The organism is Bradyrhizobium betae (genome assembly GCF_008932115.1).
In the GTDB taxonomy this organism is placed as follows: domain Bacteria; phylum Pseudomonadota; class Alphaproteobacteria; order Rhizobiales; family Xanthobacteraceae; genus Bradyrhizobium; species Bradyrhizobium betae.
Window position 1 is genome coordinate 5,974,624 of the sequence record NZ_CP044543.1, and the last position, 13,459, is coordinate 5,988,082.

At 65.3% G+C, this 13,459-nt stretch carries 16 protein-coding genes and 2 tRNA genes; 10 read left to right on the top strand and 8 right to left on the bottom strand.

Annotated elements, in window-relative coordinates:
- The first annotated feature begins 55 nt into the window (after positions 1–55).
- Positions 56–766, top strand: coding sequence for an outer membrane protein (locus F8237_RS28760; protein ID WP_162006256.1), 711 nt, complete (start codon positions 56–58; stop codon positions 764–766).
- Positions 767–1,028: 262 nt separating this feature from the next.
- Entirely contained in the window at positions 1,029–1,271 is a 243-nt protein-coding gene (locus F8237_RS37390) for a DUF6719 family protein (RefSeq protein ID WP_151649556.1), read from the top strand.
- Between the two features lie 72 nt (positions 1,272–1,343).
- Here F8237_RS37390 and F8237_RS28770 read toward each other — a convergent pair whose 3' ends face one another.
- On the bottom strand, positions 1,344–1,598 hold the full coding sequence (locus tag F8237_RS28770) for a hypothetical protein (protein WP_151649557.1): 255 nt from the start codon (positions 1,596–1,598) through the stop codon (positions 1,344–1,346).
- Positions 1,599–1,936: 338 nt separating this feature from the next.
- On the bottom strand, positions 1,937–2,329 hold the full coding sequence (locus F8237_RS28775) for a hypothetical protein (protein ID WP_151649558.1): 393 nt from the start codon (positions 2,327–2,329) through the stop codon (positions 1,937–1,939).
- 102 nt (positions 2,330–2,431) lie between these two features.
- Between F8237_RS28775 and F8237_RS36510 the strand changes: the two genes are divergently transcribed.
- Positions 2,432–2,596: a hypothetical protein gene (locus F8237_RS36510; protein WP_167527497.1), complete on the top strand. Its 165-nt coding sequence runs from the start codon at positions 2,432–2,434 to the stop codon at positions 2,594–2,596.
- A 1-nt stretch (position 2,597) separates the two neighbouring features.
- On the opposite strand, the gene F8237_RS28780 is transcribed toward F8237_RS36510, so the two are convergent.
- Positions 2,598–2,831 (bottom strand): hypothetical protein, encoded by a 234-nt coding sequence (locus tag F8237_RS28780; protein WP_151649559.1) that lies wholly within the window; start codon positions 2,829–2,831, stop codon positions 2,598–2,600.
- Between the two features lie 231 nt (positions 2,832–3,062).
- Here F8237_RS28780 and F8237_RS28785 point away from each other — a divergent pair, with 231 nt between their 5' ends.
- The 3 genes from F8237_RS28785 to F8237_RS28795 all read left to right on the top strand — a co-directional run bounded on the left by F8237_RS28785 (position 3,063) and on the right by F8237_RS28795 (position 6,614).
- Complete coding sequence (locus F8237_RS28785; protein ID WP_151649560.1) at positions 3,063–4,760, top strand: methyl-accepting chemotaxis protein; 1,698 nt, start codon at positions 3,063–3,065, stop codon at positions 4,758–4,760.
- 263 nt (positions 4,761–5,023) lie between these two features.
- A complete protein-coding gene (locus F8237_RS28790) occupies positions 5,024–5,743 on the top strand; it encodes a class I SAM-dependent methyltransferase (RefSeq protein WP_151649561.1) in 720 nt (239 codons plus the stop codon).
- Positions 5,744–5,819: 76 nt separating this feature from the next.
- Positions 5,820–6,614, top strand: coding sequence for a class I SAM-dependent methyltransferase (locus F8237_RS28795; protein WP_244625997.1), 795 nt, complete (start codon positions 5,820–5,822; stop codon positions 6,612–6,614).
- A gap of 355 nt (positions 6,615–6,969) precedes the next feature.
- Here the strand turns inward: F8237_RS28795 and F8237_RS28800 are convergent.
- Together F8237_RS28800 and F8237_RS28805 are read right to left on the bottom strand one after the other, a co-directional pair.
- Positions 6,970–7,044: transfer RNA gene (locus F8237_RS28800), tRNA-Thr, on the bottom strand.
- Positions 7,045–7,207: 163 nt separating this feature from the next.
- Positions 7,208–7,687 (bottom strand): hypothetical protein, encoded by a 480-nt coding sequence (locus F8237_RS28805; protein WP_151649562.1) that lies wholly within the window; start codon positions 7,685–7,687, stop codon positions 7,208–7,210.
- Between the two features lie 278 nt (positions 7,688–7,965).
- Between F8237_RS28805 and F8237_RS28810 the strand changes: the two genes are divergently transcribed.
- A complete protein-coding gene (locus F8237_RS28810; protein WP_151649563.1) occupies positions 7,966–8,418 on the top strand; it encodes a hypothetical protein in 453 nt (150 codons plus the stop codon).
- Positions 8,419–8,486: 68 nt separating this feature from the next.
- Positions 8,487–9,002 carry a hypothetical protein gene (locus F8237_RS28815; RefSeq protein WP_151649564.1) on the top strand — a complete coding sequence of 172 codons (516 nt, stop codon included), beginning with the start codon at positions 8,487–8,489 and terminating at the stop codon, positions 9,000–9,002.
- A gap of 119 nt (positions 9,003–9,121) precedes the next feature.
- Here F8237_RS28815 and rlmB read toward each other — a convergent pair whose 3' ends face one another.
- Positions 9,122–9,952 (bottom strand): 23S rRNA (guanosine(2251)-2'-O)-methyltransferase RlmB, encoded by an 831-nt coding sequence (gene rlmB / locus F8237_RS28820; RefSeq protein ID WP_162006257.1) that lies wholly within the window; start codon positions 9,950–9,952, stop codon positions 9,122–9,124.
- Between the two features lie 204 nt (positions 9,953–10,156).
- Between rlmB and F8237_RS28825 the strand changes: the two genes are divergently transcribed.
- Positions 10,157–10,242: transfer RNA gene (locus F8237_RS28825), tRNA-Tyr, on the top strand.
- Between the two features lie 121 nt (positions 10,243–10,363).
- Here F8237_RS28825 and F8237_RS28830 read toward each other — a convergent pair.
- Complete coding sequence (locus F8237_RS28830; protein ID WP_151649566.1) at positions 10,364–11,395, bottom strand: LLM class flavin-dependent oxidoreductase; 1,032 nt, start codon at positions 11,393–11,395, stop codon at positions 10,364–10,366.
- Between the two features lie 90 nt (positions 11,396–11,485).
- Positions 11,486–12,361 (bottom strand): AraC family transcriptional regulator, encoded by an 876-nt coding sequence (locus F8237_RS37280; RefSeq protein WP_151649567.1) that lies wholly within the window; start codon positions 12,359–12,361, stop codon positions 11,486–11,488.
- 330 nt (positions 12,362–12,691) lie between these two features.
- On the opposite strand from F8237_RS37280, the gene F8237_RS28840 reads away from it, so the two are divergent.
- Positions 12,692–13,459 carry an outer membrane beta-barrel protein gene (locus F8237_RS28840; RefSeq protein ID WP_162006258.1) on the top strand — a complete coding sequence of 256 codons (768 nt, stop codon included), beginning with the start codon at positions 12,692–12,694 and terminating at the stop codon, positions 13,457–13,459.

Sequence of the window (13,459 nt, forward strand, 5' to 3'; positions counted from 1 at the left end):
CTAAATCACGCCACGTTGTTTCCTGAGTGTCGATTTTGAAAGAACGGGGATGACCATGAAGACGATCTTGCTTGGCGCAGCAGCCGCTCTGCTGGCACTGGCCGCGCCGGCCGCCGCAGCCGACATGCAAGCGCGCACCTACACCAAGGCTCCGGCCTATACGCCGCCGCAGGTGATCTACAACTGGACCGGTTTCTATATCGGCGGCCATGTCGGCGGCGCCTTCGCCGGTGACAGCAGCTTCCAGTCCAGCGACGCCCGCTTCCTGGGCGGCGTGCAGGGCGGCTTCGACTACCAGTTCGCGCCCAACTGGGTCGTGGGTATCGAGGCCCAGTATTCCTGGCTGCCGACCAACAACAACGGTGTCACGTTCCCGTTCGGTACGCAGGTGACGTCGAATACCGACCAGCTCGGGTCGGTGACGGGCCGCCTTGGCTACACCTGGGGCCCGGCGCTGCTCTACGCCAAGGGCGGTTACGCCTGGCGCAATGGCGGCCTCGGCGTCAACGTCGCCGGCGTCGCACAGCCCTTCACCGCCACCGGCAACAGCAAGGACGGCTATACCGTCGGCGCCGGCCTCGAATACATGTTCGCACCGAACTGGTCGGCCAAGGCCGAGTACCAGTATTATAATTTCGGCAGCACGACCATTACCTCCGGTCCGGCCGACGTTGTCGGCGTTCGGGGCCGGGACGACGAGCATACCGTCAAGGTCGGTGTGAACTACCGCTTCGGCTGGGGTGGCCCCGCAGCCTCGCGCTACTGACGCGCGGCCAGCGACCACGATCTGTTCAAGCTCTGACAAAGGCCGGCTCCCGCCGGCCTTTCGTTTGCCAGGCTCGGGTTTGGCCTCTTTGTTTGCTTTGCGTGAACCATCTGGCGCGTCATTTGCAAGCAAACGGTCTGACGCGCGCTTTCTCACGGGCGTCATGGGGCTCGGGTAAAGCAAAAATAATTTTTGCGGACTAGGGAACTCGCGCTCCGGAACGCGTTATTATGAGAATTACCGGGCTTGTGGGACGACGGACATGCGTATCTTGGTGTCGGCAGTAGTGCTCTCGTGCTTCATTTCCTTGCCTTGTACTGCACAGACAATCCTCAAGTCCGAGCCTTTGATGCTGGCGCCTTATGAGGTGGCCTTCGTCAAGGATGCGTCCTGCCCGTCAGGCAAGGTGCTCAAGGTCACCGGCGCGATCCGCGGGCTGCATCGCCGCAAGGCCTGCGTGGTGATGGCGGGCGAGCAGGCCTCGCTGGCGACCGCGACTCCCTGAGATCTGTCTCTTCGATCTCTTCGATCCTTTAGATCTCTTGGGCTTTCGATCTCTTGGGCTTTCCGCCACACCTCAGGAATTCAGCTCGAGCTCCGTCCTGGACAGGCGCTCGGCCTCGGCCTTGTTCTTGGCGGGGTCCTCGCCCTGCGCGGCGCGGCACGGCTTGATCTCGTAATCATTGTCGAGCACCCGGCGCGGCCCGGGACGGTCGTCGTCGGCGATAACATCGACGACGAGGCCACTCCGCTGGGCGAGCTTCCAGACGTCGGCCTCGTCTGGATAGGCCTTGCTCAGTTGGGCGTCGTTGCAGAACAGGGCGTAGGGCATTCTTTCCGCTCCCGGAAAGCCCGTTAACGACTGGAAGCGGGACGGGTTCCGGCCTGGCAGGCGATCACGGGGGCGTGATCCGGGCGGCAGGGGCCTGAGTCGTAAACGAGTCCTGAATCCCCAAAAAAAGAATCCCCGGGACTCGTTTGGCGGAATCAGCGGATGTTTTCGGCCATGACGACCGAGCTCAAAACCTCCTGCGGGCACATGCTGCTGCCCCTCACGCTGGCACTGCTCAGTGCCAGCGCGGCCAACCTCTGGCTGGTCTGGTCCTGGCTATAAGGTCTTGGCTATAAGTTCTTGGCTGTAAACTGCCGGCGGTGAGGCGGTCGCCCGCCTCACTTGTCCGCCTCCGGGCGGACAGAGGGGTCGCGGATGGCGGCGCGCAATTTGGTCAGGGTGGCCGCGCAATATTCCTCGCGCTCGCGCTCGAACCGCTCCTGATGCTTGCGGAAATTGGCGATGCGGGCCTGCATCTCGGAGCGGAAATCGCCGCTTGCCCGCGGCGGCGAGACCACGACCGGCGGGGGCGGCGGAGCAGCTTTCGGCGGCTCGACCTCGAACGCGAAGGTCTCGATGGTCACGGTCTCGACCGCTGCGGTCTCCACCCACACGGCCGAGGCAGCGGTCGGGATCTCCGGCGGATGGAAGCCATCCTTCTTGCCGGTGACCGATTGGACGAAGGCCATTGTCTGCGCGATCAGCGCGTCGCGTTCCCTGATCCACTTCATGGGGCACCTTTGTTGGCCCCATTCCAGCAAAGCTGGCCGGCCGAATCAAGAAGATACCCCCCAAGGGATTGCATATTTTTCCCGATCGCCCGACAGTGGGGCATGGATGCCAAGACCAACCCATCGGACGAAGCGCAGGGCCTGAGGCTCATCCGCGCCTTCCTGTCTCTGCCGCCCGAGAAGAGGGCGGAGGCGATCGCGTTCGTCGAGGAGCTGGCACGGGCCCATGGCGGCCGCGAGGAGCGGCCGGAAGTGTCCCAGACCTGAGCTAGCGTTGGCGCGGATTGACGTTGGGTACGAAGACCGGGCCGCCGACCACCCGGACCGGCGGCTGGGCCGCGACATCGCCCCGCCCGCCGTCGGCGACCTGCTTCTCAGAGACCTTCGCGGGCGCCTGCCCAAACACCGGCTCGAGCAAAGTCGCTGTGCCGGCCACGACGCCACAGCACAGCGTCACCGTCGCCAGCAGGAATATGTTTCGATTCTCTTCTCTGATCCGCATGGGCCAAGAACGATCGAGGTGCGCCGTTGGTTCCGGCCAGGCGAGAGCGCACCAAACGCTGCCAAAGCAGATCGAAGCTTACGTGAGGCTTGCGTGCCGGCTTCAAACGCTTAGTTTTCCGTAAGATTACCTGTGTCATTTGGTATCAAATTTTAACGTCCGCCGGTTCCAATGGCGTCGCCGGGACTGCTTCGGTCGCTGGGGACCGGATAAAATCATTAGACGGCTGGAATGAGCTTTTTGAACAATCTGAAGATCGTATGGAAGGTCGCGCTGATCGTGACCGTGATGGGCTGCTCGATGATCGGCGTTGCCGCTTTCGGCACCCGCGAGCTTTCCGCGACCGTCGACGGTTTCAGCGAGCTCGATGCCGCACAATCGGCCGCGCTCAACATTACACGGGCCCAGCGCCGCATCGAGACCTATCATGCCGCGCTCTATGCGGTGTTCACCGAAGCGACCGAAGCCGGCAACGCCAATCGTCTCAAGACCGCCAACCAGAACCGTAACGAGATCACCCAATATCTCGATGCGGCGGAAAAGGATGATCCCTCCCGCGCGACCGAGATCAAGAGCATCAGCAGCCAGTTGAAGGCCGTCTTCGGCGGCTGTGATCCGGTGCTTCAGGCCGGCTCGCAGGCGACCAGCCCGGAGGAGAATTCGCGGGCTGCGGAACGCGCGCACAAGGAATGCGATCCGTTGATCGACGCGTCGCTGGATCGCGTGGCGAAATTCACGGCTGAAGTCTCGAAGGTTGTTGCCCAGCGCAAGGACGCCATTAACCGCGACGCCAAATCCGCGACCTGGACCGTGGTCGGCGTCAGCGCCGGCGGCCTGATCGTCGGCATCGCGATCGCGCTCTTCATCGGCCTCAACGCGATGTCCCGTCCGATCGCCCGGCTCAAGCTCGCGATGGAGGGCCTGGCCCGCAACGATCTCAAGACCGAGGTGCCCGAGAAGGACCGCCGCGACGAGATCGGCGACATGGCCAAGACCGTCGAAGTGTTCAAGACCAACGCGATCGAGGTTGAACGCCTCAAGGCGGCGCAGGTCGAAGCGGAGAAGCAGGCCGCCGAGCAGCGCCGCCGCGACATGGTCAACCTCGCCGACGGCTTCGAACGCGCAGTCGGCGAGATCATTGAAACGGTGGGCTCGGCCTCCACCGAGCTGGAGGCGTCGTCCTCGACGCTCGCCACCACCGCGCAGCGCGCCCAGGAGCTGACCTCGGTCGTCGTGACCGCGTCGGGCGAAGCTACCGGCAACGTGCAGTCGGTTGCGACCGCCACGGAAGAGCTGTCCTCCTCGGTCAACGAGATCAGCCGGCAGGTACAGGAATCCGCCCGGATGGCGGGCGAGGCCGTCACCCAGGCCCGCACCACGACCGAACGTGTCAGCGAGCTCTCGATCGCGGCCACGCGCATCGGCGACGTCGTCGAACTGATCAACACCATCGCCGGCCAGACCAATCTGCTGGCGCTGAACGCCACGATCGAAGCGGCGCGCGCCGGCGAGGCCGGTCGCGGTTTCGCCGTCGTCGCCGCCGAGGTGAAGACGCTGGCCGAGCAGACCGCCAAGGCGACCGGCGAGATCAGCCAGCAGATCTCCGGCATCCAGTCCGCGACGCAGGACTCCGTCAATGCAATCCGCGACATCTCCGCGACGATCGAGCGGCTGTCCGAGGTGTCGTCGACCATTGCCGCGGCCGTCGAGGAGCAGGGCGCCGCGACCCAGGAGATCTCGCGCAACGTGCAGCAGGCCGCTCACGGCACCCAGCAGGTCTCGTCGAACATCACCGACGTGCAGCGCGGCGCGGCCGAGACCGGCTCGGCCTCCTCGCAGGTGCTCTCGACCGCGAAGATGCTGGCATCCGACAGCACCCGGCTGAAGGATGAGGTCGGAAAATTCCTGCGGACGGTGCGCGCGGCGTAAGTCGGCGCGACGTACGAGCCGGCGGCCTTGCGCCGCCGGGGTGCCGTGCGTTCTATTACGATAGCAAGAGGGCCATCGCGATCGCGAAAAGCAAGCCCGTCGCGACGACCGCCGCGACGGCGCCGGCGATGATCCTGGCGATCTCTCGGTTGGTGTGGGGATGCATGCGTGCATTCTACCTCGTGTTGAACTCTGATCAAATCTGTGGTCAGTAACCGCGCCCGCGATGCGCGCGGGCTATATCCATTTCAGATGGTTGCCCCATGAACGAGGATGTCAGCGACGGCTGGGCCGCGTCCGCGGCCGCCTGGATCGTCGAGCAGGGCGAGGACGGCGACTACGGCCGCCGCTTCGTGCTGGATGCGCCGATGCGGGCGCGGATCGAAGGGCGGGGCTTCCGCAATGCGCTCGATGTCGGCTGCGGGGAAGGGCGGTTCTGCCGCGTCATGCAGCGTGCCGGCATCCGCACCACCGGCATCGATCCGACCGAGGCGCTGCTCGCGCGTGCACGGGAGCTCGACCCGAACGGCGATTATCGGCTCGGCCGCGCCGAGACGATGGATTTCGATGGATCCCATGATCTCGTCGTCAGCTATCTCAGCCTGATCGACATGCCGGATCTTGCTGCTGCGATCGCGAAGATGGTGGCGGCGCTGCGGCCAGGCGGAACGCTGCTGATCGCGAACCTGACCAGCTTCAATACCGCGGGGCCGCCCGAGGGCTGGAGGCGTGACGGCGACGGCACCTTGCGATTTGCCATCGATCACTACATGGACGAGCGGTCGGTCTGGCTGAGTTGGCGCGGCATCCGCGTCCAGAACTGGCACCGTCCGCTCAGCACCTACATGACGCTGCTGCTCGATCACGGCCTCCAGTTGCGCCTGTTCGTCGAGCCGCAGCCCACAGGCGGCGATCCCGACAGAAATGCGCGCCATCGCCGCGTGCCCTACTTTCACATCATGGAGTGGCAGAAGCCGGCGTGAGCATGACGGGATGGAGATTCCGGCTGCTCGACCTGTTAGTGTGGTCACGACGGAAGCTTGATTTGAGGCCCGCCCGATGATCGCGAAACGTCCCCCCGTGCTTGCCCACGACCGCTTCGTCGCCGACCGCGAGAATTTTACCGGCCTCGATCTCGCCGCGCGGTTCGAGCGGATCGAGCAGACGAACCTCTGGGGCGCGGCCAGTTCGGTCTCCGGTCTCGGCTCGGAGGACCCGGCGACGGCCGCGATCCGCGAAGCGCTCCCTGCGCTGCTGCGGGATCTCGGCGCGCGCTCGCTGCTCGATGCGCCCTGCGGTGATGCCGGCTGGATCGGCGGCGCCAGGTTCGACGTCGACTATACCGGCGTCGACATCGTGCCGACGCTGATCGAGACCAATCGCCGGCGCGTGGTGGACGGCGCTTTGTCCGGCCGGTTTCTCGTCGCCGACATCACGCGCGATGCGCTGCCGCGCGCGGATGTCGTTCTCTGCCGGGACTGCCTGGTTCATTTGAGCTTCGACAACATCGCCCGAGCCGTCGCTCGCTTTGCCGACAGCGGCGCGCGCTTTCTGCTGGTCACGACGTTTCCCGAATGGGATGCCAATCGCGATTGCGAGGACGGTGACTGGCGCGCGCTGAACATGGAGAGGGCGCCGTTCAACTGGCCCGCGCCGCGCGCGCTGATCAACGAACGTTGCGAGGAGGGCGGCGGCGGCTGGCGCGACAAGAGCAGTCCCGGATTGCGCTGCGCGCCATCCGGGCTACGGACAAGCGGCCGTCATCGACGCGACTTGCGGTATGCCAGGACCAGCACCATGGTTGCGGACTGCCCGACGACGCTCGCGACCGCGCTTGCGATCTGCATGCTGTAGTCGGCGCTGATGACGCCCGCCATGTACTCGCTGCGCGCGTAGGCGATCACGACGCCGCCGGACAATTCCGCGCATCGAAATCCCTGGAAGTATGTATCGTACGTCCTGGCACCGAGAATGAAATTGAGTTTTGCTTGAACGGCGAGGTCTTCTTCGTCAGTCAAAACAACCATGAGTGCTCCGAATTCGGCACGAGATACGGAGCCGGGCGGCGGAGCGTTGTGCATGCGCCCATGCGCAGTCGGGCGGGAACAAAATGCCTGGACGCTGATGCAACAGGGGTGGGGTGTATGCGATGATCGATGCCAGATGCAGTTGCGGCGCTATCGCGTTCGACCGTCGGCGCGTCGAGCACTGGTGCCGGCTGAGGGGATTGAACCCCCGACCTTCGGTTTACAAAACCGCTGCTCTACCGCTGAGCTAAGCCGGCGACGCTGGAATGCGGGCAGGGGCCGGCATCCGCCCGGTCTGTCCGCCCGTGCGCGTCGCAATATCAGACTTGGTTGGAAAGTGCCAGAACCCGGCGACGGATCACGGCCATGAAACAGGCGGCCCGAGGGCCGCCTGTTCGGTCTTGCTCAGGTCATGTCTGCTTACTGGCAGAGATGCGGACGGCCGTCCTCGCCCTTGAAGTAGGTGCCGGGGGTGCAGACGAAACCGTTGCGCTGGCCGTAAGTGCGGGTGTCCCAGCCGCGGTTGTCCCAACCACGATTGTCCCAGCTATCGTCATAGGCGTAGCTGTCGTCCCAGGCGCGGGCGGGCGCGGTTGCGATCGCAGCCGCGGTGCCGACCGCAGCTCCGGCGACGCCGGCCGCAACGTCGGTCGGCCAGAATCCGGTGCGGCTTCGGTTCCAGTCGTTATTCCAGTCTCCATTGGTCTGGCGATAGGCCGCGCGGCGGTGACGATAGCCGCTGTCGGTGTAGGGATTGCCGGGCCCCAGATTCTGGCAATTGGCGTTGGGGAATTGGGCCGAGCAGCGCGCCGGATTGGTGACCACCGCCTGCGCCATGGCGGAGCCTGCCAGCATGGTCGATGCGACCGCGACGGCGCCGAGGAGTTTCATCTTCGTCATTGTCGTCTCCCGTTTGATTGATCAGAGGCTAAACGCCGGCGGCGGCGGATGTTCCGGTGAAGCATGTCGATTATGCCGCTCGCGGGTCAAACGGATGTGAGCGCGCGGAGCACGTTCCAGTGCGCTCGGGGCCCGTTAACGCTTCGCTGCTGCGCTTCGCAGCATTTGAGCGGCGTGCGATCCTTCCGTGTTAGGCTTACCGGCATTTGGTGAGATGGCCTTAACCCTCTCTGCGTCGTGATCGGTTAGGTTGTGGCCTGGATAAACGGGATCCCACCATGCGCGTATTGGCGCTCGCTGCCTTTCTGATCGGACTGCCCGCGACGGCGTTTGCCGGCGGCGGCTTCGATATCGTCGTGCCCGGCCGTCCGGGCGTGCCGATCATCATCAACAATATCGACGCGTCCTATAGCGTCGTCGAGGGTGTCTGGGGTCTCGGCAAGAACGTCCAGGTGCAGCCCACCATCTATGGCGGGCGCTATGTCGCCGAGCGTCAGCCCGACGACGTCGGTCATTATTATCCGACGCTGGGCTTGCGGCCGGGCTATGGCCGGCTCGAGGTCGAGCCGCCCGCGAACCGCAAATTGCCGAAGCCAGCCGAGAGCTATCACGAGAGCTGGAGCGCGCGATCCGCACCATTGCCGGCGCAGATGGACGTCCCCGTCAATCCGCCGCCGGTGATCCTTGCGCCTGAGTTCAACGACACTCCGCGGTACCGTCAGCCGCGCTGAAGTGCCCGGCTGGCCGCCGGGTCAAGAAACGTCAAAATCCAACAAACGGAAATCAACAGGAGAGAGTAATGCGTCAGATGATTTCGGGACTGGTCGCGGCGGCTGCCGCGATGTTCGTCGGGGCCGCGCCGGCTGCTGCCTGCGGCTTCAATCCGTGCCAGCCGGTCGCGCCGGTCTATTCCGGCTGCAACACCGGTTGCGGCGGCTACGGTTACGGCGCCTATGAGCGTCTCGCCGAGCCGACCACGCAGTATTACTACGTCAACCAGGGCCCGACCTATACCGGCCCGGGCGCGTTCGCGCCCTATCCGACCTACCGTGAGGACGCGGTCGTTGCGCCAGCCGAATATGGCTACGGCCGTGGCTATGGCTACGGTTACGGCTATCGCGCTGCCGCCGTCGAAGCGCCGGCCGCCTATCCCTATCGCCGCCCGTATTACCGTCCGTATCGCTACGGCTACGGCCCGCGCGCCGGCTATCTGCCGCGCCCGCACTATGGCTACGGTCCGCGCTATGGCTACGCCCATCGCCACGCGCCCGCGCCGTACTACGGCGGCCACCGCGTGCTGCGCCGCTATTACTGATCGCCTGATCGGTTGAGTTGTCTGAAGCGCCCGTTCGCGTGATGCGGACGGGCGTTTTGCTTTTTCTTCGCCTCTCCCCGCTTGCGGGGCGAGGGAGCGCACCTCCGTCGCCGCCGCAATTACCGCTTCATCAGCCCGAGCCGGCTCGCGCCGACATAGAGCGAGAGCACGGCGGCATTCGAGACGTTGAGGCTCTTGATCTCGCCGGGCATGTCGAGCCGTGCCACGATGCTGCAGGTCTCGCGGGTCAATTGCCGCAGACCCTTTCCTTCCGCCCCGAGCACCAGTGCGAGCGGCTCGCGCAGCGTGACCTCCGAGAGGTCCTCGCTGCCTTCGCTGTCGAGGCCGACGGTGAGGAAGCCGCGCTCGTTCAGCTCGGTCAGCGCGCGCGCGAGGTTCGGCACGGTGACAACAGGCACCAGCTCCAGCGCGCCCGAGGCGGCCTTGGCCAGCACGCCGGTGGCCTCCGGACTGTGGCGCGCGGTGGTCACGATCGCCTTCACCGCGAACGCCGCGGCGGAGCGCAGGATGGCGCCGACATTGTGCGGATCGGTGATCTGGTCGAGCACCAGCACCATGCCCTCGAGCGGCAGGTCCTCGATATCAGGCGAGGGCAGGGGATCTGCCTCGGCGAGCAGGCCCTGGTGCACCGCGTCGGGCGACAGCAGCCGGTCGATCTCCTGGGGCCGCACGATCTCGGGGGTGACAGGGGTCTCGATGTTTTCGTCCGCCAGCCGCCTTGCGGCGTTCTCGGTCAGCGTCAGCTTGCGGATCTGCCGCGCTGGGTTGGCGAGCGCCATGGTGACGGTGTGCCAGCCATAGAGGATGACCGGCCCGTCAGCATGCGAATCGCGGTCGCGCCGGGGCGGCCGGCCGGCTGATTTCCCGGGCCTGTTGAAGGGCTTAGCCCCGCCGCGGGGCCCCCTTGGGGTGAATTTTCGATCCTTCATGGGCTCGCTTGTGTCACGGGTCCCTGAATATGGCAATTTGGACGCCGACGGGGGCGATTTTAGCTGTTCGCCGCGGTTGACTTTGCCCCACCGCATCGCCCATAACCGCGCCCGGTCGCGTCCCCATCAGGGCTGTTGCGGCCTCAAGTTCCATGGCCGTCTTCGGTCGCCGGAAAGGTCCGGCCTGATGTGCTGCCATCGAGCGGGGGAGTGTCCCGAGTGGCAAAGGGAGCTGACTGTAAATCAGCCGTCTTATGACTTCGAAGGTTCGAGTCCTTCTTCCCCCACCAGCCTTCGCTCGCTTCGCGAGCTACGGCTCGGCAAGCCGGCACCGATGGTCATGGCGCGAAGTGAGCGAAGGCTGTCGCGCCGTAGCCCGCAGGGCGTAGGCGCACTGGTTCCAGGCGTAACTCACCCCATCATTTCCCGCACCATCGGCACCACCTTGCGCCCATAGAGCTCGATGCTCGTCATGAGCTTGTCGTGCGGCAATGGCCCGGCCGAGTATTTCAGCTGGAAGCGCGAGATGCCGAGCGTCTTTGCGGTCTTCGCGATCTTGCGCGCGACCGTGTCCGGCGAGCCGACATAGAGCGAGCCGTGCTCGGCCTCGCTCGCGAACTCGTCACGGCCCATCGGCGGCCAGCCGCGCTCCTTGCCGATGCGGTCGCGCATCGCCTTGTAGTGGGGCCACAGCTCTTCGCGTGCCTGCGCATCGGTCTCGGCGACATAGCCGGGCGAGTGCACGCCGATCGGCTGCGCGGCGCGACCAAATTCCTTGAAGGCGCGGTGATAGAGATCGACGAAGGGTGCAAAGCGCGCGGGATCGCCGCCGATGATCGCGAGCATCAAGGGCAGATCGTAATGCGCCGCGCGCACCACCGATTGCGGGCTGCCGCCGACGCCGATCCATGTCTTCAGCGTGCCGTGCTCGACCGGCGGATAGACCAGCTGATCTTTCAGCGGCGGACGCAGCTTGCCGTCCCAGCTCACCGGCTTCTGCGAGAGCAGTGCGGTGAACAGATCCAGCTTCTCCTCGAACAGCTCTTCGTATTTGCGCAGATCGAAACCGAACAGCGGAAAGGATTCGGTAAAAGAGCCGCGGCCGAGGATCACTTCGGCGCGGCCGTTGGAGAGTGCATCCAGCGTCGCAAAGCGCTGGAACACGCGGATGGGATCGTCCGAGGAGAGCACGGTCACGGCCGAGCCGAGATGAATGCGTTTTGTGCGCGCCGCGATCGCCGCGAGCACGGTTTCGGGCGAGGAGATCGCAAAATCGGATCGGTGGTGCTCGCCGAGGCCGATGAAGTCGAGGCCGAGCTCGTCCGCCAGCACCGCCTCGTCGACGACGTTGCGGATCACCTGCGCATGCGCAAGCGTGGCGCCAGAGGCGTCCCTGGTGACGTCGCCAAAGGTATCCAGTCCGAATTCGAGCGGTGCGGTCATCGATCAGGTCTCTGTGGGATGATCGGCCAGACTTAATGAACCGCAGCCAGGCCACAAGGGCGCGCACGGAAATGCTCGGTTTCCGATTTTTCAGTCCGTTCTGTCTGGAGCCGGATGGTCAGCCCCGGGGCGGCGCAGGCTGGACGGTGTTCGCCCATAGCGGCGGCGGAAGCTCCGGTTGAAGGTCGAGAGGTCGCCGAAGCCCGCGGCGAGCGCGATGTCACCGATCCGCTGCTGCTGCCGCGCGGGATCGAGCAACATCGCGGTGGCGCGCTTGAGCCGCTCGTCCGTGACGAAGGACGAAAAGCCGAGGCCGCCGCGTTCGAACAGCAGATAGATCGATCGTTCGGACAGGCCGAGGCGCTGCGCGACCTGTCTCGCCGACAGGGTCGGATCGGCGAGATGGGTGCGGATATCCGTCTTCGCCGCGGCAAGGCGCGTCACCGCAATCGTGCCGCCTGCGGCACGCTCGACATCGTCGTCGCCCGGGCGCAGCGAGGCCGCCATCAGGTCGACGATATGCTCGTGGATGCCGTGGGCGAGCCCGCGATCGGCGGGGATGCCGCTCGCGGCGAGCGCCTCGACATAGGCCTGGAGCAGGCGAAGGGCGATGTTGTCCGAAGGCAATTGACGCAGCAGCCGCGCGTCGATGTCGGGCATCCGGTTGCGGACCAGCGCGCCGTCCAGCCGGACGTTGGTGAGCCGGGCAGGCCCTGTGATCACGGATGATCCCATGGGGCCGTAGCACAGCAGGATGCCGCCGCCGGTATCGGGTGGCGTCGCCGCATCCTTGCCGACGATGCGATAGGCTGATGGCCCGATCCAGCTGAATACGAAATCGCCCCTGCCGAGCTCATCCGCGCCGGCGTCGCGAGGCTCGATCTCGAGCCGCATGTCGTGCGCCCCGAGATCCTCCACCCAGACGGCGAGCCTGTCCTCCGGCGGCAGAACGTCGGTGTTCAACACGAAACGCGTCGCGCGGTTGGTCGTCAAACTGATCGAGCCCCGTCAAAGTCCGAAGCTTGGTCGCGCGCCTCGCGAACCCGGTTCGAACCGGCGTCCAGGCACGGCGCGGTAGTCCGTGTGATGCGCACGCAACACGGGACACATTTCCGCGCCGTTGCGCAAATTGCAGTGTCGGTTGCACGGAGCGCCGAGATTTTGGCGCGGCACCTTCTAAGATGGCCGCGAGTCTCGGGAGCTGCCGCGCGCGCCAGCTCCCGGCGTGATGCGGCAATGACAGGACGCGGTATGAAGAAGGCCCTAGCAGCGGCGCTATTGGTTCTCGGTGGATGCGTGTCCGCACAAGCCGGCGACACCAACTGGACGGGATTTCATGTCGGTCTCAACGGAGGCTATGGCTGGGCAAGGGGCGGCGTCACGGCGCTTCCGGGAGATCCGCTGACGCAGAGCCTGTCGTTCGGCCAGCCTGTCGTCCCGCCGGTCTCGGCCTCTCTCAACGCCGACGGCGGGCTCGGCGGCGGGCAGATCGGCTATGACTGGCAGTTCGCCGGCCGCGGCGTGGTCGGCGTCGAGGCCGATATCGCGGCGGCCAGCCTGAAATCCAGCGCGTCGGCACCGACGATGTTGTTCGGCATGCAGCCGGCGACGTTCGACGTCAGCCGCAACATCGACTGGTTCGGCACCGTCCGCGGCCGTGTCGGATTCCTGGCGACGCCGGACCTCCTGATCTTCGCCACCGGCGGCTTCGCGTACGGCCGCGTGAGTGAATCGGCCAGCGTGTCGCTGCCGCCGGGGGTGTCGAACTCGATCGGCAATTTCGGCTATGCCTTCGCCTGCGGTCCGTTCTATGGACCGAGTTCGTGTTTTGCCGGCAGTTCGTCGCGCATCGCGACCGGCTGGACGGCCGGCATCGGCGGCGAAAAGCGTTTCACGCAGAACCTCAGCCTGAAGGTCGAGTATCTTCACGTCGATCTCGGCAGCAGCAACTATCCGGTCGTCGGCAGTCTTTATGCCGGCGCGCCCTTCACGCCGAGCTTTCTCAATGCCCGTTCCACCACCACGATCGATCTCGTCCGGGCCGGGCTGAACTACAATTTCTGA

Bases quoted from the DNA above. Each gene is read 5' to 3' on its own strand.
- F8237_RS28815 (WP_151649564.1), top strand. From the start codon at position 8,487: ATGCGTCAGATGATTTCGGGACTGGTCGCGGCGGCTGCCGCGATGTTC.
- F8237_RS28785 (WP_151649560.1), top strand. From the start codon at position 3,063: ATGAGCTTTTTGAACAATCTGAAGATCGTATGGAAGGTCGCGCTGATC.
- F8237_RS28810 (WP_151649563.1), top strand. From the start codon at position 7,966: ATGCGCGTATTGGCGCTCGCTGCCTTTCTGATCGGACTGCCCGCGACG.
- F8237_RS28795 (WP_244625997.1), top strand. From the start codon at position 5,820: ATGATCGCGAAACGTCCCCCCGTGCTTGCCCACGACCGCTTCGTCGCC.
- F8237_RS28780 (WP_151649559.1), bottom strand. From the start codon at position 2,831: ATGCGGATCAGAGAAGAGAATCGAAACATATTCCTGCTGGCGACGGTG.
- rlmB (WP_162006257.1), bottom strand. From the start codon at position 9,952: ATGAAGGATCGAAAATTCACCCCAAGGGGGCCCCGCGGCGGGGCTAAG.
- F8237_RS28790 (WP_151649561.1), top strand. From the start codon at position 5,024: ATGAACGAGGATGTCAGCGACGGCTGGGCCGCGTCCGCGGCCGCCTGG.
- F8237_RS28775 (WP_151649558.1), bottom strand. From the start codon at position 2,329: ATGAAGTGGATCAGGGAACGCGACGCGCTGATCGCGCAGACAATGGCC.
- F8237_RS28770 (WP_151649557.1), bottom strand. From the start codon at position 1,598: ATGCCCTACGCCCTGTTCTGCAACGACGCCCAACTGAGCAAGGCCTAT.
- F8237_RS37390 (WP_151649556.1), top strand. From the start codon at position 1,029: ATGCGTATCTTGGTGTCGGCAGTAGTGCTCTCGTGCTTCATTTCCTTG.
- F8237_RS28760 (WP_162006256.1), top strand. From the start codon at position 56: ATGAAGACGATCTTGCTTGGCGCAGCAGCCGCTCTGCTGGCACTGGCC.
- F8237_RS28830 (WP_151649566.1), bottom strand. From the start codon at position 11,395: ATGACCGCACCGCTCGAATTCGGACTGGATACCTTTGGCGACGTCACC.
- F8237_RS28805 (WP_151649562.1), bottom strand. From the start codon at position 7,687: ATGACGAAGATGAAACTCCTCGGCGCCGTCGCGGTCGCATCGACCATG.
- F8237_RS36510 (WP_167527497.1), top strand. From the start codon at position 2,432: ATGGATGCCAAGACCAACCCATCGGACGAAGCGCAGGGCCTGAGGCTC.